The sequence below is a fragment of the Erwinia sp. INIA01 genome (genome assembly GCF_025947915.1).
GTDB classification, from domain to species: domain Bacteria; phylum Pseudomonadota; class Gammaproteobacteria; order Enterobacterales; family Enterobacteriaceae; genus Erwinia; species Erwinia coffeiphila.
In genome coordinates this window covers 62,055-84,914 of record NZ_JAPDNC010000004.1, presented here as the reverse complement: position 1 = coordinate 84,914, position 22,860 = coordinate 62,055, and the positions used below count along the sequence as shown (strand labels likewise).

Here is a 22,860-nt window from a genome sequence, read left to right as displayed (position 1 = left end):
CTTTTGTCAGGCGGTTTTCGCCGCAATCGCACAGCGGCAGCGGTTAATGCAGGTCCAGACCAGCAGCAGGGCGCAGACGGCAAATACCACGTTAAACGCGGCGATATACTGCGGCCAGAGGGCTATGATCAGGCCTGAGGCACCGAAAACGAAGGCGCGATCGCTTTTCCCCAGCGGGCCGCGATAGTCGCGCACGCCGGTCAGCGTCTGGCAGATTATCCCGCAGAACTCCGTCAGCCAGGCGAGCAGCACCACCAGAATCACCAGCCACGGCGAGATACCAGCCACGAAAGCAAAAGCCAGATAGAGTGCGGCATCGGAGATGATGTCACCGACTTCATTCAATACCGCACCCAGGGTGGACTGCTGGTTGAATTCCCTCGCCAGCATGCCGTCGATGGCGTTCAGCGCCATGCGCAGAAACAAGAAAATCGGCAGGGAAATAAATAACAGCGGATGCGGGAAGGCGATCAAGATGCCGCCCAGCACGATCGAGGCCAGCATGGCCAGTAGGGTGACCTGGTTAGCGGTCACGCCGCGTGCATGCAGACGGACAACCAGCGGTCTTAACAGGTTCTGAAATTTGGGTTTGATGTCGTACAGCGTCACGTTTTGGCTCCTGCCTTTCTTCGCGACGGGCGCGTTGCCCGCTCGGGTGTGATGGATATCCGGTGTTGTGAATCACGTGTTGCGAATACCGTCGTTACAATCCCGCGTGTGCACTGGGGTGCAATACGGGGAGGGATGCGGATAAATATAACTCAGATGGGGACTTTTGCCGCCGCAGCGGGCGGAGAGCCGGGAACATTGTGGTTCCCGGCTTAAAAGCGGTTACAGATTAACGCAGGTTTCTTCCGCCAGGCCCAGCATAATATTCAGGTTCTGTACGGCAGCCCCGGACGCGCCTTTACCGAGGTTGTCCAGGCGCGCAACCAGTATCGTCTGGCGCTGCTGTGGATGGGTAAAGACGAACAGCTCCATATTGTTGCTGTTGTTTAATGCTTCCGGCAGCAGGTATGGCGCGGTATCGCCGTCCAGATTATTCAGCTCGCGGACCTGGATAAACTGCTGACCGGCATAGAACGCCGCCAGCTCACGCTGCAACGGCTCGCCGTCGGTATCGTTCAGCGGAATAAATACCAGCATGCCCTGTGCATAGTCACCCACGCCCGGTTGGAAGATCGGCCGGGTGCTCAATCCGCCCCAGGCCTGCATCTCTTTCAGATGCTTATGATCGAAGCCCAGGCCGTAGGCGGCAAAGCCAGTACCCTGCTGCTGGTACTTTTCAATCATCGCTTTACCGCCGCCGCTGTATCCCGATACCGCATTGATCGCCAGCGGACGATCGGCGGCCAGCAGTCCGGCGCGGGTTAGTGGGGCGAGCAGGGCGATAGCGCCGGTGGCATAGCAGCCAGGGTTGGAGACGTGGCTGGCCTGGCGGATTTTCTCACGCTGACCGGCATCCAGTTCCGGCAGACCATAAACCCAGCCGTCCTGCACGCGGTGCGCCGAGCTGGCATCAAGCACGCGGGCACCGACTTCATCAGCCAGAGCAACGGCTTCACGTGCGGCGGCGTCGGGCAGGCAAAGGATAGTGACGTCAGCCTGTTTCATCAGGGCCTGACGGGCAGACGCTTCTTTACGCTGTGCGTCGTCAATGCTGAGTAATTCGATGTGGGGATGACGGGCCAGACGCTGCTGGATTTGCAAACCGGTCGTACCCGCCTGACCGTCGATGAACACACGATATTTCTGACTCATTACAGCCTTTGCCTTAAGAATAAATGAGAAAAAAACAGTGTAATCAGATTGCAGCAGATTAAAAGCGCTTTATGAAAAAATTTGCATGAATATTCACGCTGAGGGGTTTTTTATGCTGATTGAAGTCAGCGGATTCTGACCTTCCCACCGGCGGCGAATCCCGCCAGTGGGAAGGCTATGCTTATTTTTCGGTGGCCTGATTTATCGTCTCAGAGGCCTGCCAGATGCGGTATTTTACCTGCACATCTTTTGGTACGTAGACCACAATCGGCAGGCGGCTGTTGTAGCGCTGGAAGGCATCCTCACCCAGGTTGGCGGCGATAAATTTTTGCTGTCTGGCGCGATCGGGGCAGGCCATCATGGTCGATGCCGGTTCAGAAAGCTTCTCAATGACCAGATAGTCGTAGCCCCAGCCGGAGAGCGTTTCACGTTTGATCGTGCCGCCAATCATATGCCGGTTACAGTCCACTTCCAGCGTTTTACCGATCAGCAGCTCTACTTTAAGATCCCGCTCATTATCCTTTGGCGGCAGGGTAATCACCTGGCGGGTCATTCCCGCTTCGGCCTGCGGATACGGTGCAATTTTCTCCAGCGGCTGTTGGCTCGGGCTGCCTTCCGGTGGTGTACCGGAGGCCGCGATGGCCGAGACGGAGCCGGCCAGCAGCAAAACAGAGAGAGTTGAAAACAGCGTATTCATCGTTTCTTCCTTTAAATGATCGGTGAAAATGCTGGAATTATACACCGAAAAAACCGCACATAAAGGTAAATCATGTGGCTTTAAGATTGTTATTGCGGAATTATTCGCTGTCGCTGTTCTCGGAAATATAATCCAGATGCTGGTTTAGCCACTGTTTTACGATATTCTGTGCGGCAGTGGCAGCATCCGTAGCGGAAAAACCACGCTCCAGCTGCAGCCACTGGCTGGTGGCCTGCCGGGCGGGTTCGATTGCCGCCAGCGTCAGCTGTCGCTGGGTGGCAGGCCAGTTCTTTTCATCGGTCCAGTCGCGAATGCGCTGCGCCGGATCGCCGTTTTGTTCCGTGTCCTGTTCTGATTTCAGGAAACTTTGCGGTGACAGGGTGGCGCGCAGAGCCAGGATGCGCCAGGCGGCGAAGCTGGCAAAGCGGATGGTGCCTGCATTGGCACTGACCGCGCTTTCCGGCGCGGTCAGCTGATTACGCAGCTGCCGCCAGGCTTCCTGTTTAAACAGTCCACCCTGTGGCGGGCAAATGGGCGCTGAGCTGTCACGGCTGGAACCGTAGAGCGGGCCAAATGCCTGGTAAGCCGCATCCCCCTGACGGGCAAAAACGAAGCAGTGAACGTAGGGGCGATCTTCTGCGCCGTAGCCGTTCATTTCAATGGTCATGCGCAGCAGCATCAGCACGGCTTCATCGCGTGAGGTTTTTGGATCTTTTCGCGTATCCTGCAAAATCGAGGCGGCAAAACTGTCCTGCGCGGTGATGGCCGCAATGGCGGTATTTTCGGCCCGTTGTGCCTCCTGCTGACTGACGCCGCTGGTCGGAATAAACTGATGCAGATAGACCAGCCAGGCCGCGGCCAGCGGGCTGCTGCTGTAGTGACGCAGCTGTATCGCCGATTGGGCTGGTGTCGTCGGGATGGTGGCAATCACCGCATCTAACGCCGTCTGCGCCGGGTGTAGCCGCGTGCTGAGTGCACCTTCACGTAGGGTTAACTGTTGGCCCAGACAGGAATTGAGCGATGCGCTGTCGCTGGCGCAGCTATTGCGTTGTTTCAGCCAGTTGCGCTGCTCGGTGCGCAATGTGTTGATTTCAGCTTCAGGCAGCACCGCAACCAGCTGCTGATAGTTGTCAGCAATCGACGCATCCTTATCACTGAGTGCCTTATCGGCACAGATTGCTCGCTCCGTTGGCGTGGCTGCTTTCTGGCAGTCGAAAGAGGCCGCCTGCGCTGAAAAACAGCCAAAAACTGGCAGCATCAGCATGAAAAGACGGGGTTTTTCGGACAGAACAGCGCGTATCGCCATGGGCATTCCTTTTGAAGTAGAGGGGATAATTTGCCACGTTATCCTAAAGATAGCGGCAAGTAAAAGACGCATTTCCTGCATCCCCCTGAGTTGAATGAATACCGTAATGTATGTCCTGATTTCGGGAGCGAAATGTTCCCTCATACCCGCTTGCAAGCCGTGGTGCATCGAATTTTAGTCATTGAGTTCCCCAATAACTCGCTAAAACGGGCGTTTGTGCGCCCGGTCTGTTTTGAGGAGAATTACGGTATGACCCGCATCGCCACGCTGCTGGCTTTCGGGCTGTTTTCCAGCCCGATGCTGCACGCGACGCCTCTCACTTATCAGGTTGCGACCGACAGGACCGATATCGCACTGTCATGGAATGCTTTCGGCGACACGTTCTCTCAGGCACGGCTCAGCGGTGTCACCGGTGAGGTTTTGCTGGACCCCGGCCATGATTATAACGACCGCATCAACGTCAAAATTCCGGTTTCTACACTGAAAGCCTCTAACGATATGCTGACCTGGCAGTTGAAAAGCCAGCTGTTTTTTGACGCAGTTCGCTACCGCGATATTATTTTTACCAGTACACGAGTGGTCGATAAAGGCCAGGGGCAGTACAAAATTTTTGGTCTGCTGCAGGTTAAAAACGTCCAGCGCCCGGTGATCCTTGAAGCCACAATGGCGGGAAAGGAGGCATCATCTTCGCCTGATGAACTGGTGCTGTTCGCCACCACGACTATCTCCCGCTCGGCATTTAAGATGGATCGTCTGGCCATACTGGTAGACGACCGCATTAAAATTGATATCGCTATTCGCGCGCATCTGGCCCCTGACGAGAATGCCAGCTCGCCGTAATCATCCCGGTCCGTCGCTGGCGGCGGCGAGCAGGGGAACAATCAGATCGCTAATCGGTGTTGCAATGCCGTGCGCCTGGCCTCGTCGCTGGATCACACCGTTGCGGCAATCCCATTCCAGTGGGCGATCCGCCTGACGATCGGTCAAAATTGATGTACTGAGGTCAGCAGGCGCACGATGGAACCAGGCCAGGATCTCTTGCGGAACCTCATCCCCCAGCGCGGCTCCCTCTGCACGCGCCACCGCCAGGCATTCCTGGAGCAGCGCAAGCGACAGGCCGGTGATATCAATGCGAGAAAACATCCCGGCACGGCGGCCGGTCAGCACCATCAATCCGGCCAGTGCGTTTTGCATCAGTTTACGCCAGGCTACCTGCGTGAAATCGGTGGTGACATCAACCTCACAGCGTGTCCCTTGCAGCGCTTCAAGCACCAGATGACTTTCCGCTACATCCGGCAGGGTGAGGCGCGGGCTGCTGCGCAACCACACGGCATTTCCCGTTTCGCGCTGCGCGGGGAACCATACGACCGAGGGCAGGATCTGCTGCGCGGAGAGGTAAGGCGCAAAAAGTGAACGCTGTTCAACACCGTTTTGCAGTACGCAAACCACGGTCTTTTCGCTGCACAGCGCCGCCAGCCACGGTGCGGCTTCGGCAACCTGAGTGGATTTTACCGCCACGAACACCAGGTCGTGATGCTGTTGAACAGCGGAAGGATGGGTAAGGATCGGGCCGGGGATTTCAATGCGGTGGTTGTCCACGCGCAGCAGCAGGCTGTCGTGGGCGGTACGTCCACAGAGCGTGGGTGTGCGGCCAGCTTCATGCAACGCTGCCGCGACGGTGATGCCAATCGCACCGGGGCCGATAAGTGCAATAGCAGGGTATTGGGACATGATGCGTTTTTCCTGTTAATCAGCGATTCGGGGATGACAGAAACCAGTAATACTGTGCGCGAGCGTGCTCCGGCTGCTGCACCGTATCCGCCTGGCGCATTATCTTCCCCTGGTAATATGAACAAACCAGGGGCGATCGTCCAAAAAAACATCACCGAGTTGAGCCTGACCCTATTTCGTCAGATGATTTTTTGGTGGGAAGCCGCCTGCCACTCGGAGGGATAGCGCGACGGAGCAAAGCGCAGCGTCAGCAACATCAGACCTGCCACGCAGGCGGCGTGAAAGATCCAGTCGGCCAGATAATCGCCGGTGGTGCTGCGCAGGAATCCGGACAGATAGGGTGATACCCCGGCGATAATAAAACCGATGCCCTGCATAAAAGCCACCAGCCGTGCGGCAAGAGGTGCATGGGAAGAGTGCTCCAGCGCCAGCACCAGACTCAGCGGGAAGGTGCCGCCCAGGCCCACCCCGCAAATCAGCGCCCAGCCAACCGGCAACTGCTGCGGTAGCCAGATAAAACCGCAGAATCCCACCAACTGCATCATCAGCGCAATCAGCAATAACCGACGCCGATCCTGATGACGCGCCAGCATTGGCGTCAGTAGCGCGCCTGCCGTTTGGCCCAGCGTCAGCAGCGCCAGCAGACTGCCGCTGGACTGCGGCGTGGACCCAAGCTGCATATAATAGGGCGGTAGCCAGGCGACCAGACTGGTATACCCGCCGTTAATCAACCCGAAGTACAGCCCGAGCAGCCATGCGCGCGGGCTGACATGTAACCGTACCCGAGGGGCAGATAACGTTTTAATCGGTGGACGAATGGCGGACTGACCGATGACGATCCAGCCGGTGAGCGCCAGAATGGCCGGTAGCGACCACCACGCCAGCGCGTGAAACCACACCTCGCTGTGCTGTGCCAGCCACGGGGTCACTGCCGCACCCAGCCCGCCCCCGCCCATTAGTGCAGCCGACCACAGCCCCATAACCGCGGGTGTGCTGTGGCCGAAGAGCCGCTTAATGATGCCAGGAATGGTGGCCTGAATCAGGCCAATGCCAATTCCGCCGATTAATGCACTGCTCAACAGGAGAGTGCTGTGAGGAGCCAGTACGCGCAGCAGTGCGCCCGCGGCGATGGTCATCAGGCTCAGCGCGACGGTTTTACGCTCGTTCAGATGGTGGCTCAGCCACTCTCCTGCCAGCGCCATTATCCCCATTGCTACCACCGGCAGGGCGGTAAGCAGGGAAGCCAGTGCAAAGCTCATTCCGCTGGCATCGCGAAGCTGCGGCAGTAGCGGTCCCACCGAGGTCAGCAGAGGACGCATATTCAGGCCAACCAGCACCAGAACCAGCAGCATCAGGCCGTTTTTTATCTTCAGACTCATCACATCACTCTCATTACTTATCGTTCGCAGAAGGGTAAGGATGAGTTCACATAAGATAAAATATTCATTTATGATTAAGTCTATTGGTTCTGCTTATGGGATGGCGTCATGCTGCTTCGACATATCAACTATTTTCTGGCCGTAGCCGAGCATCAAAGCTTTACCCGTGCAGCTCAGGCACTGCATGTCTCTCAGCCAGCGCTGTCTCAGCAGATCAGGCAGTTGGAGGCGCATCTGGGCGCGACGCTTTTCGACCGAAGCGGCCGAAGCATTCGTTTGACCGATGCAGGAGTGGTTTATCTGAACTATGCCCGGCGGACCCTGCAGGGGCTGGAGGAGGGGAAACGGGCGATCCACGATGTTGCAGACCTGCGTCGCGGTCTGCTGCGGATTGCTGTAACGCCAACCTTTAGCTCATGGTTGATTGGGCCGCTGCTGGCCGCGTTTTATCAGCGCTACCCGGATATCAACGTCAGCATTCGTGAGATGGCGCAGGAGCGTATTGAGGAACAACTATGCGCAGGCGAACTGGATGCGGGTATTGGCTTTGCAGGGGGGTATGCACAGGAAATCGAAGCGCAGGTGCTGCTCAGGGAAACGCTGGTGCTGGTCGTCGGTAGTGGTCATCCCCTTGGGGAACACGCGAGTTTGTCTTTAGAGGTCCTGGATGCGCTGCCGCTGGTGCTGCTGAGTACAGAATTTGCCACACGCGGGCAGATCGATCGCTGCTGCTGGCAAAACGGGCTGAGCCCTCGGGTGGTCATGGAGGCAAATTCGGTCAACGCGGTAGTCGAAATCATCCGCTGTGCGCCGTTAGCAACGCTGTTACCCGCGGCAATCGCCAGGGAAAATACCTTGCTGACCGGAATTACCCTTGAGCCGCCGCTGCTGGAGAGAACGGCGGTCATCCTGCAGCACCGGGATAGCTATCAAAGCGCCGCCGCCCGGGCGTTTATTCAGCTGGCTTTGCAGTGGGCAACGTTGTCGGGCCCGCTTCCTTCTTAATCTGATCAAGATAGTTGTAAATGGTGTAACGCGTTACGCCCAGCACTTTTGCCGCTTTCTCAACCCCGCCGCGCACCATAAACATCCCCCGGTTTTGCATCTGGCGAACAATCTCGACCTTCTCCTGCTTAGTGGCTCCGGTTCTGAGCTGCCCGGTGGGGGGAATGCAGGCACGGATAATTTCATCCAGCTTTTCCTCGAGCCCGATGTCCTGCTCCTGTTTTTCCTCCGCTTCCTGAGGCAGCAAAATGGCTAAGGCCTCGCGTGCCGCATTTATCGCGCTGTTGTCGGCGTTAAAACAGAGTGAAAGTTGGGGTTTGCCGTTTTCATCTTTGAAGAACACCGTTGAGCTTTGTAGCGGTTTCCCCTGCAGGCTGGCCGTTGGATAGCTGTTAAAAACCGTGGGTTCCCGATCCAACGGGGCTGCGGAAGGATTCAGCAGGCCGAGAAACCCCCTGTCGTTATCCGGTGCATCCAGCAGCGGACTGCCCGGTTTTCTGCCGGAAACGTGCCCATTGATAATTTTGATTACCGACGTTTCCGGCTGCGCGAGATCGTGTAAAACGACCTCGATATGGCGACCCGCAACGGAGGCGAAGGCGTCCATAACGGCGCTAAGCTGGTTAATCAGCTGTGATTTATTGGTACTGGCAGTCATCAATAAAAACTCGTTGTGTCAGATATCATTCTGGATAAGAATATAAACAAATTGTTGAAACATCAACATTGATTGTAAATCAACGCCGGTGAGGGCCGATGACCAGCAAACTGTATCTTTCAAGCGATAGCCTCCGTGCCGCAGCGACCGTTCTATCATCCACTCTGGCGGAAGACGGCCGGTTCCATACTGTTCTGTCAGAAACGCTGTTCCATCCGCAGGGCGGCGGGCAGCCTTATGACATCGGGCTGATTGGTGATGCCAGCGTGCTGGGCGTGTTTCAGGAGAAGGATGAAATAGTGCATATTACCGACAGCGCACTCCCTGTGGGCGAGTGCGCCATGGCGGTGGATGAAGAGTGTCGGCAGTTGCATACCCGTATGCACTCCGCCGGGCATTTGATTGCCGCCGTGGGCGAGGATCTGGGCTGGCAGGCGATCAAGGGCAACCATCGTCCCGGTGAGGGCCGGGTGGTATTTGAAGCCGCAGTCGCGGGGCAGGCCCTCCCCGATGCTGAATTACTCTGTGATAAAGTCAATAAACTGGTGAACCAGGCTCTGCCGCGTCAGCAGACTATGCCTGAGGGCATACGTCGCATCACCTGGGGTGAACTGCCGTTTTACAGCTGTGGTGGTACGCACGTCATCAGTACCGATCGGATTGGGCAGGTGTTGATTAGCAGCGTGAAGTTCCGCAAAGGGCAGCTTTCCGTTTCTTACTCACTGGCCGATCTGCGACCGTTAACCCTCAATCAGGCAGCCTGATATGCAACTACATCTGAATACTCCACTGCTGAACTCACGGGCACTCAGCCAGCTGAGCGGCAGTAACGTCTGGCTGAAAATGGATGCGCTCCAGCCCTGTGGTTCATTTAAAATTCGCGGAATCGGGCTGGCCTGTCGAACATATTACGAGCAGGGGGCCCGGCGCTTTATTTCCTCGTCTGGCGGTAACGCAGGGCTGGCCGTTGCCTGGGCTGGCAGAACGCTGGGCGTACCGGTGACGGTGGTGGTTCCGGAAACAACCTCAGCGCGCGCGAAGGAATTGCTGCATCTTGAACAGGCTGACGTCATCGTCCACGGTGCTTCATGGCTGGAGGCCAACCGCTATGCGCTCACCCTGAAAGGGGAATCGGACGCATTTCTGCACCCCTTTGACGATCCGCTGCTGTGGCAGGGACACGCCTCGATGATAGATGAAGTGGTCGCCAGCAACGTACGGCCCGATGCGGTCGTACTTTCCGTCGGTGGCGGCGGGTTGTTGTCCGGCGTGATTGAAGGGCTGCAGCGTAACGGGCTATACGATATCCCGGTAATTGCAGTAGAAACGGAAGGTGCCGCCTCGTTTCGTGCCGCCGTTGAGGCCGGTCAACCGGTTGAACTGGAACACATCAACACCGTTGCCAGCAGTCTGGGAGCGAAAAAGGTCTGTGAGCAGGCAGTCAGGCTGGTAGGGCTGCATCCCGTTATCAGTGAGGTGGTGACTGATGAAGAGGCGGTGCGTGCCTGTCGTCGGTTTATCGACGATCATCGCGTAGTGACGGAACCGGCATGTGGCGCAAGCCTGGCGTGCATTTATGAGCAAAAAGCCGTTCTGAAAGCCTTTCGCAATCCGCTGGTGATCGTCTGCGGCGGGGCAACGATGTCCGCCGAACAGCTTTTCAGCCTGCACGGCGGCGCGTAGCGAAGCAAACGGACGGTCGTGAGCGGCCGTCGGCGGGTCGCTTAGCTTAGCTTTCTTGCCGGGCATCAGCCGCGCCGATGCCCGGATTCTGCATTACTTCACGGTGAAGTTATACATCCCTTTGGTCTTATGGCCGTCGACGGAAAGGACGTGCCAGTCAACCATGTACTCACCGGCTTTCAGCTCTGATGACAGCGGAATATGCAGGACTTTATTATCCGCGCTGTCGACGGTTGCCTTCGCGGTGTCCACCGCTTTGCCGGCAGCATCGGTGATTGCCGCACCGCTGAAGCTGGCCTCAACGCCTTCGGTAAAGGTCAGGGTCAGCTCTTTTGGTGAACCGCTGACTTCGGCCTTGCTGGCCGGTGACGCGCTGGCAAGATGAGCGTGGGCCAGAGCCTGCTGAGACACCAGTGTTGCAGCCAGCACAGCAGCGGCGGTGAGGGCTTTCTTCATACGTAATACCATCTGAACTTCTCCTTGCGTGACAAACGGCTGCCGGACGATGGCCGACAGCATGAATACATTTATCGCCGTTGACTCAGGCGAACTGCGACACCTGGCGTTTCTGCTGCTGCCAGCGCGCGACATCAATCAACAGGAAGGCCAGCAGACTGGCTCCCATTACCGGTAAACACCAACCCAGAGCCGAGGTGACCAGCAGAGAGCCAATCCGCCAGCGCATCGGTAGCCGCAGCCAGGTATGGAGTAGCGAACTGGCAACGTTGTCTGCGGGGGCCGTCGGGCGGCGTAGCCACCACATGCGGTATCCCAGCACAATCATCACGCAAACGCCGATGCCGAAGGCAGTCAGCAGCAGCTGATTGGCCAGACCGAATAACAGTCCCATATGGAAATCGATTCCCCAGCGGGTCAGTTTGGCGGCGAGCGGGTACTGGTCGAAGTAGACGCGATCGACAATGCGCATATCGCGTGGATCGATGGCGACGACATCCACCTGCGAAGGCCAGCGCGCCTGGGCTTCGGCCACCGTCCAGGCTTTGCCCTCGCTTTTCGGGCCGCGAATTTCGACTTTCGGTGCATCAATCCCTGCCCGGCGGGCGCTGGCCAGCACCTGCTGCCAGGTATTGTCCTCAGCGGAAGGCATGACCATACCGGCCATCGACATATGATGTTCAGCGTGCGGATCGGCAGGGGCAGGGGAAACCGCATGTGTATCCAGCGTGGTTCTGACCTGTGGAGTCAGCCAGTTGAAGGCGCTGCGCATTTTATCAATATTGCCGCCGGCCCACTGCGACCACGTCAGGCCCGTTGCGGAGAACATCAGCAGACCGGCCAGCAGAAACAGGCCAAGGGTAATGTGCAACCGGCGGCTGGCGGCCATGCGCCCCTGTGCTTTTTTCAGACGACGTTTCGGGCGACCCAGCCACCACAGCACCACGCCACCCACGGCAGCCACCCACATCCAGGAGGCCGCCAGCTCGCTGTAGAGGCGGCCGGTATCGCCCAGCAGCAGCCCACGATGAACCTGATCGATCCATTTTCTCAGCGGTAGCGATCCGCTGCTGCCATAGACGGTGAGATCGCCGCGGATTTCAAGCGAATAGGGGTCAACGAAAACGGCCCGTGATTCTGAGGACCCCAGCACCGGATCAACAAACTGTACGCGGGTAGTATCAGTGCGGCCCGGAGCAGGGCGTACGGCATAAATTCGCGTATCTTCCCCGGCGTAAGCCCGCGCGGCTGAGATTTGATCGGCCAGTGAATGTGCTTCGCCAGCCGGCTGCGTGGTCAGCTCATGGGCATAAAGTCGGCTCTCTATTTGCGTGCTGAACACATAAAGCGTGCCGGTTAAGGCGGCGACAAAAATAAATGGCCCAACAAACAAACCGATATAAAAATGCAGACGGCGGAAAAACTCCAGCACGGCTCCGCGTGTTTTTTTATCGTTATTTTTAATTTGCGACATGGGTAATCCTGTGCAGAGCACATAATTTAAAATGCAGGTTTCTTTTCCTGAAAATTAATCAGGAATTTTAATTTTATAGTGGAATAACGGCGTGATTAGTGGGCAGGCGGAGCTCGGGGAAGGCAGCAGCCAGGCAGGAATGTCGCGAAAAATGAGACAACAAGGCGTACCGGCGGTGCGCGCGTTGAAGTACATAAAAGCCAGATCAGAGGGATAAGCACCCAGATCATAAACGGGAAGTGTACCAGCAGTTCGCAGTAGCCGCAGGCGAGATCGTCCATCGTCGCCATTCCGCCTGTTACGGGCTGCGAGCTATTATGGTCCGACATCGATGGGGATTTTTTCGCGCTGCCTTCGGTGTTTACGGCGGGCATTGTATGATGGGCCATGCCGGAAGCCATATGGTGCATGGGCATGGAAGCGTCGTGCGCTACGGCATGTTGGGTATCTCGTACCGGTATTGAATGGTCAGGGAGCGCGCCATCAGACATGCCGTCAGCCTGCATTGAATCGTCAGGTCCTGAGTCAGCCTGTTCTCCCTGAGCCATTATCGCGTTTGCTGCACGCCATTGCGCCAGAGTTTTCGACACCTCTGGAGCAATAAACAGCATCAGTATTGCCAGTACGGCAATAAAGGCTGGCATGCGGCGTTGCGAAAGGCCTAACAGAGAAACCAAAGCGAAAGTCCGATAGCATTATTCATAATGGTGGAAATTTTAACGGCTTTTCTGGCAAATATGAAATCTAAATCAAGGAAAAAATTATTTTTTATTTGCTTTGCCATATAGTGCAAAAAATTACGCGGTAACTCGGCTTTATTTAAACATTTCGTTAACATTGCGGGTCAATTATTTTTACGGAGTAGAACGGCTTAACGCCTGCCGAGTCGGTCCCTGAAAATAGATCGTGCTGATATGGCAGCTCCGCGGCTGGGTCAGCACAAAACGGATCGTTTCCCACAGCGATTGGCCGTTAAGCAGGTTTTCTCCCATTCGCTCATTCCCCGTGGTCGATGCCTGCAAACTGGTGATTTCAAAATCCGGTGGATACAGCGCAGTGAGACGGATGTTCTCCTTTGCCATCTGACCGGCGAGTTTCTGACTGAAACCGCTTATTCCATGCTTGCTGGCGAAAAATGCGGGATGTGCAACTGAGTCCGTAAACTGTGGAATGCCGCAGGATGAGACGATAGTCACGATATCTGCACCCGATGACAGACGTAAGCCTGGTAAAAGCGCCTGAGTTAACAGAACAGGGCCGGTTAATCCGGAGTTGATTGTGCTGATGATCTCAGCAGGCGTTTGCTCATCCAGTTCTCCTTCCAGCCATTGCGCAGCACTGAGGATAAGAATATCGATGGCTTTTTGCGGATGTAAAAGCGCCGTAGAGAACCGGCTAATCGAGTCCGGCTGAGCCATATTGCACTCATAACCGCGTGCCATTCCACCTTCTGAGTGAATAATGTCGCAGGTAGCTTTTGCATCGGTAATTTTGCGCGCGCAAAGATCAACTTCGACTCCTTCTCTGGCCAACCAGACGGCAATGGCCTGACCAAAGTCACGGCCGCCTCCGGTAATCACTGCTCGTTTGCCTTTCAGCATTTCTTCCTCTCTGATTTATCATAAATTATTTCATTTACACGTAAGTTGACACAAGTGAACGGAGGCCGTTTTCCCAACAGTGCTCAAAATGCGTCAGCTAAAAAATCCAGCCAGTCAGATGTTAATTAACTTTTATTTATTTTTGTAATATTGATCGCGTGATAATTTAAAATATTTCCCGAACCCACAGCCTGACTTTGCCAATAATACATTTTTTGATTACTAATGCGGTTTTAGGGTAAAAGCCTTTAGCCGGTGAGCAATATCGTTTATCCTGTTTCCTCGCTTGAACAGACAGTCATCGCCGTTTTCTTGAAAGAATAAGAAAGCAGAGTAGGTGATTTTTTTATATCAATAATCATAAATTGGCTTATCCAGGGTCGTTGTTTTTTATACCTGTCAGGCGGAGTGATATCGGCTAAATGATTGATAACCTGCTCTGATCTATAAGCTGTCTATGATCTGGTTTTTCCATGAAAAAATGGTTTTCTGATGGTGCTTTCCGCACCATTATCCGCAATAGTGCTTATTTAGGTTCCGGAAACGTTGTTAGTGCGTTGCTGGGGCTGCTGGCGCTTTCATGTGCCGGCAGAGGCATGTCGCCTGAGATGTTTGGCGTACTGATTGTTATTCAGTCCTATACCAAAGCCGTCAGTGATTTTGCCAAGTTTCAGACCTGGCAATTCATCGTTCAGTTTGGTATGCCAGCGTTAGTCAGTAAAAATATACAACGCTTTCGCGATGTGATTGCATTTTCATTTGGGCTGGATATTGTCAGCGGCGCGCTGGCAATGCTGGCCGGAATGATATTGTTGCCCTGGCTGTCCGACGTTATTGGACTGGATGCGGAAAACTTTAAACTGGCACTATTATACTGCACGCTGATTCCTTTTATGGCCTCATCAACGCCAACGGGAATTCTGCGAACGTTGGACCGTTTCGACCTGATTGCCGTTCAGCAGGCAATCAAACCATTAATGATTGCTATTGGCAGTGTCATTTCTTATTTCTTCCAGCTCGGTTTTGCCGGATTTATTGTCACCTGGTTTGTCTCGAATCTGTTCGCCAGCCTGTTATTCTGGTGGTTTTCCGCGCGCGAACTCCGCAGGAAAAACTTTCATAAAGCTCTGCGCCCCGGTTTTATTGAACCGGCGCGGAGATTATCGGGTGCATGGAACTTTGTGTGGACGACCAATCTTTCGCACTCTATTTGGTCTGCGCGCAATTCATGCAGCACGGTCCTGGTGGGTATTATTCTGGGGCCGGTGGCAGCGGGGCTATTTAAGATCGCCATGACCGTTTTTGATGCCACGGGAACGCCAGCAAGCCTGTTGGCGAAAAGTTTTTATCCGGAGATCATGCGTCTTGACCCTGCCAGTAAAAGGCCCTGGGTGCTTGGGCTACGGTCAGCACTGCTGGCGGGGGCCATAGGAATACTGGTCGCGTTGCTGGTGGTTGTCGTGGGTAAGCCATTAATCTCCTTTGTTTTTGGGCTAAAGTATCTTGAAGCATATGACCTTATACAGGTGATGCTGGGGGCCGTTGTGATCTCCATGATGGGTTTTCCGCAGGAGTCATTATTGTTGATGGCGGGAAAACAGCGGACCTATCTGGTTATGCAAACATTTGCTTCCGCGTCATACATCGTATTGTTACTTGTATTACCGCATTTCTTTGGTGTGATCGGCGCAGCCTATGCGTATTTTGGCGGGCAGTGTTTTGACGTCCTGTTCTCTCTAATCCCTACGCTATGGGCTTATCGTCATCGCCGTTCTCTTTCTGTTAATACTTCTGTTGGGGCGAGTAAAAATGAGCAGTAAAAAATGGGAAAAGTTTTCCCCTGAAACAATTGAACGACTCTTCACGGCTGTAGAAGAAGATGACAAGCTTGTCGAGTCAGCCAGTTTACCGACGTTTATTGAGTTACGATGCTCAACGGATGATATCCGTCATTATTACGCCTTGTGTTTACAATTCTGGGAAGATGGATTCAAACGTGAGGATTTGCTGGATTTAATTAATCATGTATTACAGGGAAACGTTCTGAGTGAAAAAGAACGGCTTCAGTATAAATATATTCGCGCACGCTATAAACATTTACGGTTTGCCCAGCGACTTTACAGTAAAAAACATGAATCCAACTTTATTTTCCGTCAGACTACGGTTTTTCTGGGGCATTTCCAGGATGCCTTTCGCAATCACAATGAAAAAAACATCAAGATTTACGGGCGATTGTTGAATGTGATTTTAAGTGCGCCGGTCTGGTCCGTCGTTCGCTACTGCCTGCGCCATACGGTCCTGGATGATGATCAAGGTTTTATACAGTACAGGCAGCAGCAGATACGTAAACTGCAAGAGGCGATAGCTAATCCTAAACTGACGGGAGATGAGTTCCATGATGTCCGTAAAATTGTCAGCCAGCAGGTATCTTACTATGACACGATGAGGTCGCTGGACCCGGGTAATTTAGATGCATGTCAGCTTTCCGGATTTTTATCCAATATTAATGGATTAATGGGTGACCGTCATGACGAGATGGTTGCCGATAAATTATCAGGTAAAAAGTCCTACAGTGAATCCAGCCAGATGGCTAATAATATTCGTCAACCTATTGAAATGTTTGTTACGCGTTATCCTTTATAAACCTCAGAGGGAATGTTTACGTTGATAATTCGTTGATAAGGAAAGTCTATGGTGCTACGTATTTCGACACTGTTATTGCTTATTTTGTTTCCGACGCTGGCATTTTCACATAACTTCATCAAGGGGCAACATGTTGCCCCGGTTGGAATAGCCGATCGCGGCGAATTAGTCCTTAACGGTAATGAAATCAGCTATAAAAAATGGAACAGTTCAAAATTGCAGGGGAAAGTTCGGGTAGTGCACTACATTGCCGGGCGTCGTTCAGCAAAAAAGAAAAACTCCATCCTGATAAAAGCGATTAAAGCGGCAAACTTCCCGAGTGACCAATTCCAGCCGACAACGATTGTGAACACGGATGATGAGTTTCCCGGTACAGGCTTATTTGTGGTCGGTAAAGTGGAGAAAAATCAACGCCATTATCCCTGGGCCCAGTTTATCATCGATAGTGATGGCCTGGGGCGCAAGGTCTGGCAGTTGAAAGAGGACAGTTCTACGATAGTGGTTCTCGATCGTGAAGGGCGGGTTCAGTGGGCAAAAGATGGGGCGCTGACGCCAGGTGAAGTGCTTCAGGTAATTAGCCTGATACAGCATTTACTCGATACGGGCAAACCCGATCGCCATAGCGGTGCCCCATCCTCTGCGGCAGTTTCCCCTTAACGCTGTAGCGCGGTAAAGGCCTGAATAATTTTATCGATTTGCTCTTCGCTGTGTGCGGCATTAACGCTGCATCGGAGTAGCGTAATGCCGGATGGTGCTGCCGGTGGCAGAACGAGATTAACGTAAACACCCCTGTCAATCAGTTCCCGCCAGTAACGCAGGCCTTCTTCTTTCGACCCAATCACGACCGGAACTACCGGACTGATATGTGCACCGAGGGTGTAGCCGATTTTTTCAAGGCCCTGGTAAAGTCTGGCGGCGTTAGCCCACAGTTTTTCACGTAACTCAGGTTGTTGGGCGATAATTTGCAGCGATGCCCGAACTGAAGCAATACATGAGGGTGATGGCGACGCGGTGAAAATGTAAGGACGGCTGCTGTACCGCAGAACTTCCATTGCTGCAGAACCGACGGCAAATCCACCGATTGACGCCAGGCTTTTACTGAAGGTACCCAGCACAATATCTACGTCTTGTTCAACCCCCAGCTCCTGAGCCAGGCCTCGGCCGGTAGCACCCATAACGCCGAACGAGTGTGCCTCGTCGACCAGCAGATAACCTCCGAAGCGTTTTTTAATCTCGACAATTTCAACCAGCGGGGCAACATCCCCCAGCATGCTGTAAATCCCTTCGACGATGATAATTGCGTCTTTCGCCCGCTCTTTCAGCCGAACCATTCTTCGTTCCAGATCCCTGGCATCATTATGTCGGAAACGGATTATCTGCGCGCCGCCCAGAACGCAGGCATCATAGATGCTGGCGTGGCAGTCTTCATCGATTAGCACGACAGCATTCGGGTCGGCCAGTGTACTGATAACGCCCAAATTCGCGGTATAGCCGGTAGAGAAAACAATCGCGGTAGGCCGGTCAAAAAAAGTCGCCAGCTCGTGTTCCAGCGCCAGATGAGAACCGTAGCTGCCGTTCGCCATACGTGAACCGGTGGTGCCCGTTCCCTGATTAGCCAGTGCCGCCTGGCCAACCGCAATGGCTTCCGCATTAAAGGTTAAGCCGAGGTAGTTGTTAGTTCCTGCCAGGACAATATTTCGCTCGCCGATTCGGCCTTCTGTAGCAGAATAGACTTCATCAATGCAGGTACCGAAGGGATTAAGGCCGGATGTCTGAAACTGCTCTCGCTGGTTAGCGAGGCGGGTGAATTTATCATACAGACCCATTAGTGCTCTCCAGATATGAGAATAAGGTTTCAAGTAGTTGCTCAGGCGTTCTGACGTTCAATAAAATATTCATGGGTATTGAAATATCGAGTTTATCTTCAAGCATCATTAACAAATTCATCACCTGAACGGATTCAAGGCCAAGGTCGTTGATCAGATCGCTTTCTTTCTTAATTTCAACATCTTTTTTTGCCATCTCCTGGATGCATTCCAGGATATAGTCCATTAGTAATTCACGGTTGCACATAGAAATGATTTTTAATACCTATAGTCTGGGGAAATTAAAAGAGTCTTTCGCGCAGCGCACGCTCTACGCTAACCTCAGGACGCCAGTTAATATATTTTGATATATGGGAATTGCTTGCTGACCAGTCGTTGTGGGTTAATTCCCGGATTTTGCTGCGGGTTAACATCGGTTCTTTTCGCATTATACGATGCGATAGCATACTGACGTCGGCGGCCAGTTTTAACAGTGGAAGGGGAACGCCGATTAAATGCACCGGATTACCACGTATACGGGAACCGATCTCCTGCAGACGTTTCCAGCTGTATCCCTCTACATCTCCGTCACAAAGCTCGAAGGGGGTTGTCTCAGATGTTTCCGTGATAACCCACTGATAGACGGCTTCTGCTAAATCGCTGACGTGAAGAAACGACAGGAGGGATTCAGCGTAGCCGAGGCGGGGAAGAATACCGCGCAGGAGCCAGTTAAATACCGGCTTCAGTTCTTTATCACCCGGCCCATAGACCGCCGTGGGGCGGAAAATACCGAGAGAAATATCAGATGCCATGGCGGTTAGCTTCTGCTCGGCAATAAACTTTGAATTTGCATACCACGAAAGCTGCGGATACCGCGCGGCCAGCGAAGAAATAAACAGGAAGCGCTGACAGTGACCGCCTGCCTGCACAGCCTGCATCAGACGCAGACTGCCGGATACGTTACAGTGGGTAAAAACGTCTTCCTGACTGCCTCTGACCTGGCCCGCGCAGTGGATAACGCATTCTGCTCCCCGGACCAGTTCAGCCAATGCTACCCGATCGTCCAGGTCACCGCACACCCAGATCAAATTATCTGCCGTAAGGGTACTATCCTGCCGGGTTAATGCTCTGACAACGAAGCCTCGTGAAAGTAGTTTCTCGACAATATGCTTGCCGATAAACCCCGTTACGCCCGTAACGGCTACCGTTCTGTTCATTGTGCATAGCCTGCCAGCTGCAAGGGCGAGCTCATCGCCTCACTGAGATAGCGCTTCTTAGCTTCGGCCCGCGCCGGTTTTCCTGAAGATGTGCGGGGGATACTATGCGGAGGCAAAAGTTTAACTTCTACTGTTACGCCAAACTCGCTTTGAATACGAGACGTCAGCATATGAATAATCTGATCCCGGCGCTCTTCGGAATTCACACGACACTGTATCTGCAAAATAATTTTCCCTGCCTCATCACGCTCGTTTGACGTCACGAAGGCAATGGCATCGCCGGTACGAACTTCCGGTACCGATTCGGCAACGTATTCAATATCCTGCGGCCAGATATTACGGCCGCGTATGATAATAAGATCTTTTTTCCGACCGGTAACATACAGCTCCCCGTCCAGCAGGTAGCCTAGATCGCCGGTATCCATTCTGCCGAGGGACTCGATTTTCGAGCGAGAAGCGTTATCTCTGAAATAGCCACTCATCAGACTGGGACCTGAAATCCAGATATGACCGATTTCACGGTCGGCTAAGATTTTCCCTGACTCATTACGAATTTCAACTCGATGCCCCGGAAGCGCCCGCCCGCAGTTAACGAAAGTTACTCTGGCGCGCGTGTTCCGGGTTGGCTCAACGGCTTTGCCATGATATTCCAGAATATCACGATCGACCGTATCGACCATCCGAGCGGCAACGTTATCGAAGAAACTAACCGCCAGCGTATTTTCAGCCAGGCCATAACAGGGCATCAGCGCCTTGCTATCAAAGTTAATTTTGCTGAAGCACTCGGCAAAACGCTGTAGCAGCTCGCCAGAAATCGGCTCGGCACCGACCCCGGCCACACGCCAGCTGGACAGATCCAAATCAGCAATCTCTTTATCACTACAGCGCCTCAGGCATATCTCATAGCCAAAAGGAGGGGCAACGGAAACGGTGCCGCGATTTTTGCTGATGAGTTTTAGCCATTGCATCGGGCGCATCGCAAAATCCTGCGTACGCAGATAGTCAACGGAGAGCTGGGTTGCCACTGGCGTAAGGAGAAAACCAACCAGCCCCATGTCGTGATAGAAAGGCAGCCAGGAAACGCAGCGGTCACCGGCCTGCAGCTTAATACCATAACGGCTAATGGCCTGTAGATTCGCCATTGCCGAACGCTGGGTGATAATCACTCCGCGTGGAAAGCGCGTGCTGCCGGAAGTGTATTGAAGATAGGCGATATCATCCGGTAGAGGCACCTTGAGCTGGATATCTTTCTCCGGCAGCTCATTGATTTCTCGGTGAGTGAGGATACGTATATGCGCGGCTTCGTTATGTACGGGCTTGACTAACGGTAACCATTCATCACTGCTGATAATTGCGGCCGGCTGGCAACTCTTGAGCAGCCCCTGTAGCTTGTCGATGTAGGATGCACTCTGGCCAACGCCCATAGGAATGGCCAAAGGAACCGCAACGAGGCCCGCATACTGGCAGGCAAAAAAAGCTTCGACGAAGCCGACGCTGGTTTCTGCAATCAGCGCGACGCGATCCCCTTTTTTCAGGTTCATTGATAACAATCGACGGGCCACACTCACCGCTCGCTGCTGTAGTACGCGATATTCCAGCGAGGCCAGGAGTTGGTTACGTCGATCGTAGAAATTCATCCCGGTACTTCCCTGGGCTGCGTAGTCTAAAGCTTCAACGAGAGAAGAAAAGTCTGCGTAGCGCATAGGAAGAGAATGCGTAGATCGTGTTTCGTGCATATACAACCCATTTATAGATTAAATTATCTAGTAATAGAAATGATTACTATTTGGAGGTTTTTATTTGCGTAACTATTTACACAAGCACATTTTTTGTCTCACAAAATTGCCTTTAGTGACACAGGTGTTGATAAGTCACAGCATGATAGGAAATACTGCGTGCGGACAGCCCGAGAGGAAAATATGACACATTGTTTTTTAATTTTATCACGGCATTAAAATACTGCGGCGGCTGTGATTTTTAAACCCTCCTGTAGCGAAAATTCCTGCGCTTGCTTGAATGTAGCATTTAGTGTTAAAGGCTTTTTGACTTCTTTTAGGGAAAATATTTTTCAAATAAGAAACTGTAATTGTTTATTAGAATGGTTTGTTAACAGCATAATATGCCTAACGCTCTGATGATTTACTTCGCTTAGATTACAGGATAAAAAACAAAGCTTTCCTTTTCTATATAAGTATTTAATACATTTCGAGTATTGCAGAATGAAAAGGGATAAAGGGCACAATAACCGTAGCTAATACAATCCTTAACAGGTTGTTGTGTGTTTTTTTCGTCAATTATCAGTTTCAATGGTATGTATGATTCACATCGAAAAAGTTATCAATAAGCGCCAACTTAAGTCATTTATTACGTTTCCCTCCGATCTTTTTCAACACGATCCCGGCTGGATTAATCCTTTAAATTTAGAGCGGTTAGAGCACTTTTCGAAAAAAAATCCGGCAGATGAACATATCGAATGGCAGACATGGCTGGCAAAAAAAGAGGGGAAAATTGTTGGCAGGATATCTGCCCAGGTTGATTCCTTACACCGAGGGCTCTATGGACCGGATACCGGGCATTTCGGCATGATTGATGCCGTCGACGATCCAGAGGTATTCAGACTGTTATTTTCGGCTGCGGAAAACTGGCTGGCTTCAAAAGGTGCCAGAAAAATCACCGGCCCCTTCAGTCTGAATATCAATCAGGAGAGTGGCCTGCTGATTGACGGCTTTGACACCCCGCCAAGCGCCATGATGACGCACGGTATGCCTTATTATTCAGCCAGAGTTGAGCAGCAGGGTTATACACAGGGCATCGATCTGCTGGCCTACTGGATGCGCCTGGCGGAACTCCAGTTCCCACCATCACTGGCTAAACTTATGGACCACGCTCGCAGCAAAGTCAGCATTCGCTGCCTTAATCGCAAGAAATTCAGCGAGGAAATGCAGGTTCTGCGCCAGATTTTTAACTCGGCATGGCAGAAAAACTGGGGATTTGTACCCTTTACCGAACACGAATTTGCCGTTATGGGGGACCAGCTAAAATTCCTGGTGCCGGATGATATGATCTTTATCGCCGAGATAGATTCCGCACCCGTCGCGTTCATTATCGGCCTGCCTAATATCAATGAAGCGATTGCCGATCTCAACGGGCGATTATTCCCCCTTGGCTGGGCGAAACTCCTTTGGCGGCTGAAGGTCAGCGGGGTGCGTACGGCCAGGGTGCCGTTGATGGGGGTAAAAATCGAACACCAGTTTAGCCGGATTGGGCCGGTTATTGCCCTGCTACTTATCGAGGCGCTGCATGCCGCATTTGGTAAGTGGAACATCGAAGCGTTAGAAATGTCGTGGATTTTAGAATCTAACGCCGGGATGAGGAATATTTTGGAAAAAATTGGTGCGATACCTTACAAGCGTTACCGGTTATATGAAAAACAACTTTAATATC

23 protein-coding genes are annotated in these 22,860 nt (G+C 53.0%); 8 read left to right on the top strand and 15 right to left on the bottom strand.

All coding sequences use genetic code 11. The features are described 5' to 3' along the window. Positions 1-6: 6 nt before the first annotated feature. From OMR58_RS08445 to OMR58_RS08430, 4 genes are all read right to left on the bottom strand, one after another. Complete coding sequence (locus OMR58_RS08445; RefSeq protein ID WP_264545699.1) at positions 7-609, bottom strand: CDP-alcohol phosphatidyltransferase family protein; 603 nt, start codon at positions 607-609, stop codon at positions 7-9. A 222-nt stretch (positions 610-831) separates the two neighbouring features. Continuing rightward, on the bottom strand, positions 832-1,761 hold the full coding sequence (gene argC, locus OMR58_RS08440; protein WP_105592752.1) for an N-acetyl-gamma-glutamyl-phosphate reductase: 930 nt from the start codon (positions 1,759-1,761) through the stop codon (positions 832-834). 181 nt (positions 1,762-1,942) lie between these two features. Continuing rightward, positions 1,943-2,458 carry a serine protease inhibitor ecotin gene (gene eco, locus OMR58_RS08435; protein ID WP_200562782.1) on the bottom strand — a complete coding sequence of 172 codons (516 nt, stop codon included), beginning with the start codon at positions 2,456-2,458 and terminating at the stop codon, positions 1,943-1,945. A 100-nt stretch (positions 2,459-2,558) separates the two neighbouring features. Continuing rightward, positions 2,559-3,764, bottom strand: coding sequence for a lysozyme inhibitor LprI family protein (locus OMR58_RS08430; protein WP_264545698.1), 1,206 nt, complete (start codon positions 3,762-3,764; stop codon positions 2,559-2,561). Positions 3,765-3,896: 132 nt separating this feature from the next. On the opposite strand from OMR58_RS08430, the gene OMR58_RS08425 reads away from it, so the two are divergent. Beyond that, positions 3,897-4,604 (top strand): YceI family protein, encoded by a 708-nt coding sequence (locus OMR58_RS08425; RefSeq protein WP_347710565.1) that lies wholly within the window; start codon positions 3,897-3,899, stop codon positions 4,602-4,604. Here OMR58_RS08425 and OMR58_RS08420 read toward each other — a convergent pair whose 3' ends face one another. Both OMR58_RS08420 and OMR58_RS08415 read right to left on the bottom strand, forming a co-directional pair. Continuing rightward, a complete protein-coding gene (locus OMR58_RS08420) occupies positions 4,605-5,495 on the bottom strand; it encodes an oxidoreductase (protein ID WP_200562787.1) in 891 nt (296 codons plus the stop codon). 179 nt (positions 5,496-5,674) lie between these two features. Next, on the bottom strand, positions 5,675-6,874 hold the full coding sequence (locus OMR58_RS08415; protein WP_200562789.1) for a cyanate transporter: 1,200 nt from the start codon (positions 6,872-6,874) through the stop codon (positions 5,675-5,677). 108 nt (positions 6,875-6,982) lie between these two features. Here OMR58_RS08415 and cynR point away from each other — a divergent pair, with 108 nt between their 5' ends. Further along, positions 6,983-7,879, top strand: coding sequence for a transcriptional regulator CynR (gene cynR, locus OMR58_RS08410; RefSeq protein WP_200562791.1), 897 nt, complete (start codon positions 6,983-6,985; stop codon positions 7,877-7,879). Here cynR and OMR58_RS08405 read toward each other — a convergent pair. Further along, a complete protein-coding gene (locus tag OMR58_RS08405; RefSeq protein WP_264545697.1) occupies positions 7,827-8,537 on the bottom strand; it encodes a helix-turn-helix transcriptional regulator in 711 nt (236 codons plus the stop codon). The two genes, cynR and OMR58_RS08405, sit on opposite strands and share 53 nt — an antisense overlap. Before the next feature lie 98 nt (positions 8,538-8,635). On the opposite strand from OMR58_RS08405, the gene OMR58_RS08400 reads away from it, so the two are divergent. Together OMR58_RS08400 and OMR58_RS08395 are read left to right on the top strand one after the other, a co-directional pair. Then, complete coding sequence (locus OMR58_RS08400) at positions 8,636-9,301, top strand: alanyl-tRNA editing protein (RefSeq protein ID WP_264545696.1); 666 nt, start codon at positions 8,636-8,638, stop codon at positions 9,299-9,301. 1 nt (position 9,302) lies between these two features. Next, positions 9,303-10,220, top strand: a complete 918-nt coding sequence (locus tag OMR58_RS08395) for a pyridoxal-phosphate dependent enzyme (protein WP_264545695.1) — start codon at positions 9,303-9,305, stop codon at positions 10,218-10,220. A gap of 93 nt (positions 10,221-10,313) precedes the next feature. On the opposite strand, the gene yobA is transcribed toward OMR58_RS08395, so the two are convergent. From yobA to OMR58_RS08375, 4 genes are all read right to left on the bottom strand, one after another. Continuing rightward, the gene (gene yobA / locus OMR58_RS08390; protein ID WP_105592743.1) at positions 10,314-10,688 is read right to left on the bottom strand and encodes a CopC domain-containing protein YobA; all 375 of its coding nucleotides are present in this window, start codon (positions 10,686-10,688) and stop codon (positions 10,314-10,316) included. 73 nt (positions 10,689-10,761) lie between these two features. Continuing rightward, positions 10,762-12,150 (bottom strand): PepSY-associated TM helix domain-containing protein, encoded by a 1,389-nt coding sequence (locus tag OMR58_RS08385; protein ID WP_200562802.1) that lies wholly within the window; start codon positions 12,148-12,150, stop codon positions 10,762-10,764. A 95-nt stretch (positions 12,151-12,245) separates the two neighbouring features. Next, entirely contained in the window at positions 12,246-12,794 is a 549-nt protein-coding gene (locus OMR58_RS08380) for a DUF2946 domain-containing protein (RefSeq protein WP_234472031.1), read from the bottom strand. Between the two features lie 210 nt (positions 12,795-13,004). Next, on the bottom strand, positions 13,005-13,751 hold the full coding sequence (locus OMR58_RS08375; RefSeq protein WP_200562804.1) for an SDR family oxidoreductase: 747 nt from the start codon (positions 13,749-13,751) through the stop codon (positions 13,005-13,007). A gap of 473 nt (positions 13,752-14,224) precedes the next feature. On the opposite strand from OMR58_RS08375, the gene OMR58_RS08370 reads away from it, so the two are divergent. The 3 genes from OMR58_RS08370 to OMR58_RS08360 are packed head-to-tail and all read left to right on the top strand — an operon-like array spanning position 14,225 to position 17,051. After that, complete coding sequence (locus tag OMR58_RS08370) at positions 14,225-15,571, top strand: lipopolysaccharide biosynthesis protein (RefSeq protein ID WP_264545694.1); 1,347 nt, start codon at positions 14,225-14,227, stop codon at positions 15,569-15,571. Further along, entirely contained in the window at positions 15,561-16,394 is an 834-nt protein-coding gene (locus OMR58_RS08365; RefSeq protein ID WP_264545693.1) for a hypothetical protein, read from the top strand. The genes OMR58_RS08370 and OMR58_RS08365 overlap by 11 nt, the downstream gene beginning before the upstream one ends. Before the next feature lie 48 nt (positions 16,395-16,442). Continuing rightward, positions 16,443-17,051 carry a YtfJ family protein gene (locus OMR58_RS08360; RefSeq protein WP_200562809.1) on the top strand — a complete coding sequence of 203 codons (609 nt, stop codon included), beginning with the start codon at positions 16,443-16,445 and terminating at the stop codon, positions 17,049-17,051. Here OMR58_RS08360 and spt read toward each other — a convergent pair. From spt to OMR58_RS08340, 4 genes are read right to left on the bottom strand one after another with little or no spacing between them, the layout of a single operon-like run. Beyond that, positions 17,048-18,220, bottom strand: a complete 1,173-nt coding sequence (gene spt / locus OMR58_RS08355; protein WP_200562811.1) for a serine palmitoyltransferase — start codon at positions 18,218-18,220, stop codon at positions 17,048-17,050. The genes OMR58_RS08360 and spt overlap by 4 nt on opposite strands. Continuing rightward, positions 18,207-18,467, bottom strand: coding sequence for an acyl carrier protein (locus OMR58_RS08350; protein WP_200562813.1), 261 nt, complete (start codon positions 18,465-18,467; stop codon positions 18,207-18,209). Before OMR58_RS08350 ends, spt begins: the two co-directional genes overlap by 14 nt. Before the next feature lie 34 nt (positions 18,468-18,501). Next, positions 18,502-19,416, bottom strand: coding sequence for an NAD-dependent epimerase/dehydratase family protein (locus OMR58_RS08345; RefSeq protein ID WP_200562816.1), 915 nt, complete (start codon positions 19,414-19,416; stop codon positions 18,502-18,504). Then, complete coding sequence (locus tag OMR58_RS08340) at positions 19,413-21,152, bottom strand: fatty acyl-AMP ligase (protein WP_200562818.1); 1,740 nt, start codon at positions 21,150-21,152, stop codon at positions 19,413-19,415. The genes OMR58_RS08345 and OMR58_RS08340 overlap by 4 nt, the downstream gene beginning before the upstream one ends. A gap of 579 nt (positions 21,153-21,731) precedes the next feature. On the opposite strand from OMR58_RS08340, the gene OMR58_RS08335 reads away from it, so the two are divergent. After that, positions 21,732-22,856: an N-acetyltransferase gene (locus tag OMR58_RS08335; protein WP_264545692.1), complete on the top strand. Its 1,125-nt coding sequence runs from the start codon at positions 21,732-21,734 to the stop codon at positions 22,854-22,856. The last annotated feature ends 4 nt before the right edge of the window (positions 22,857-22,860 follow it).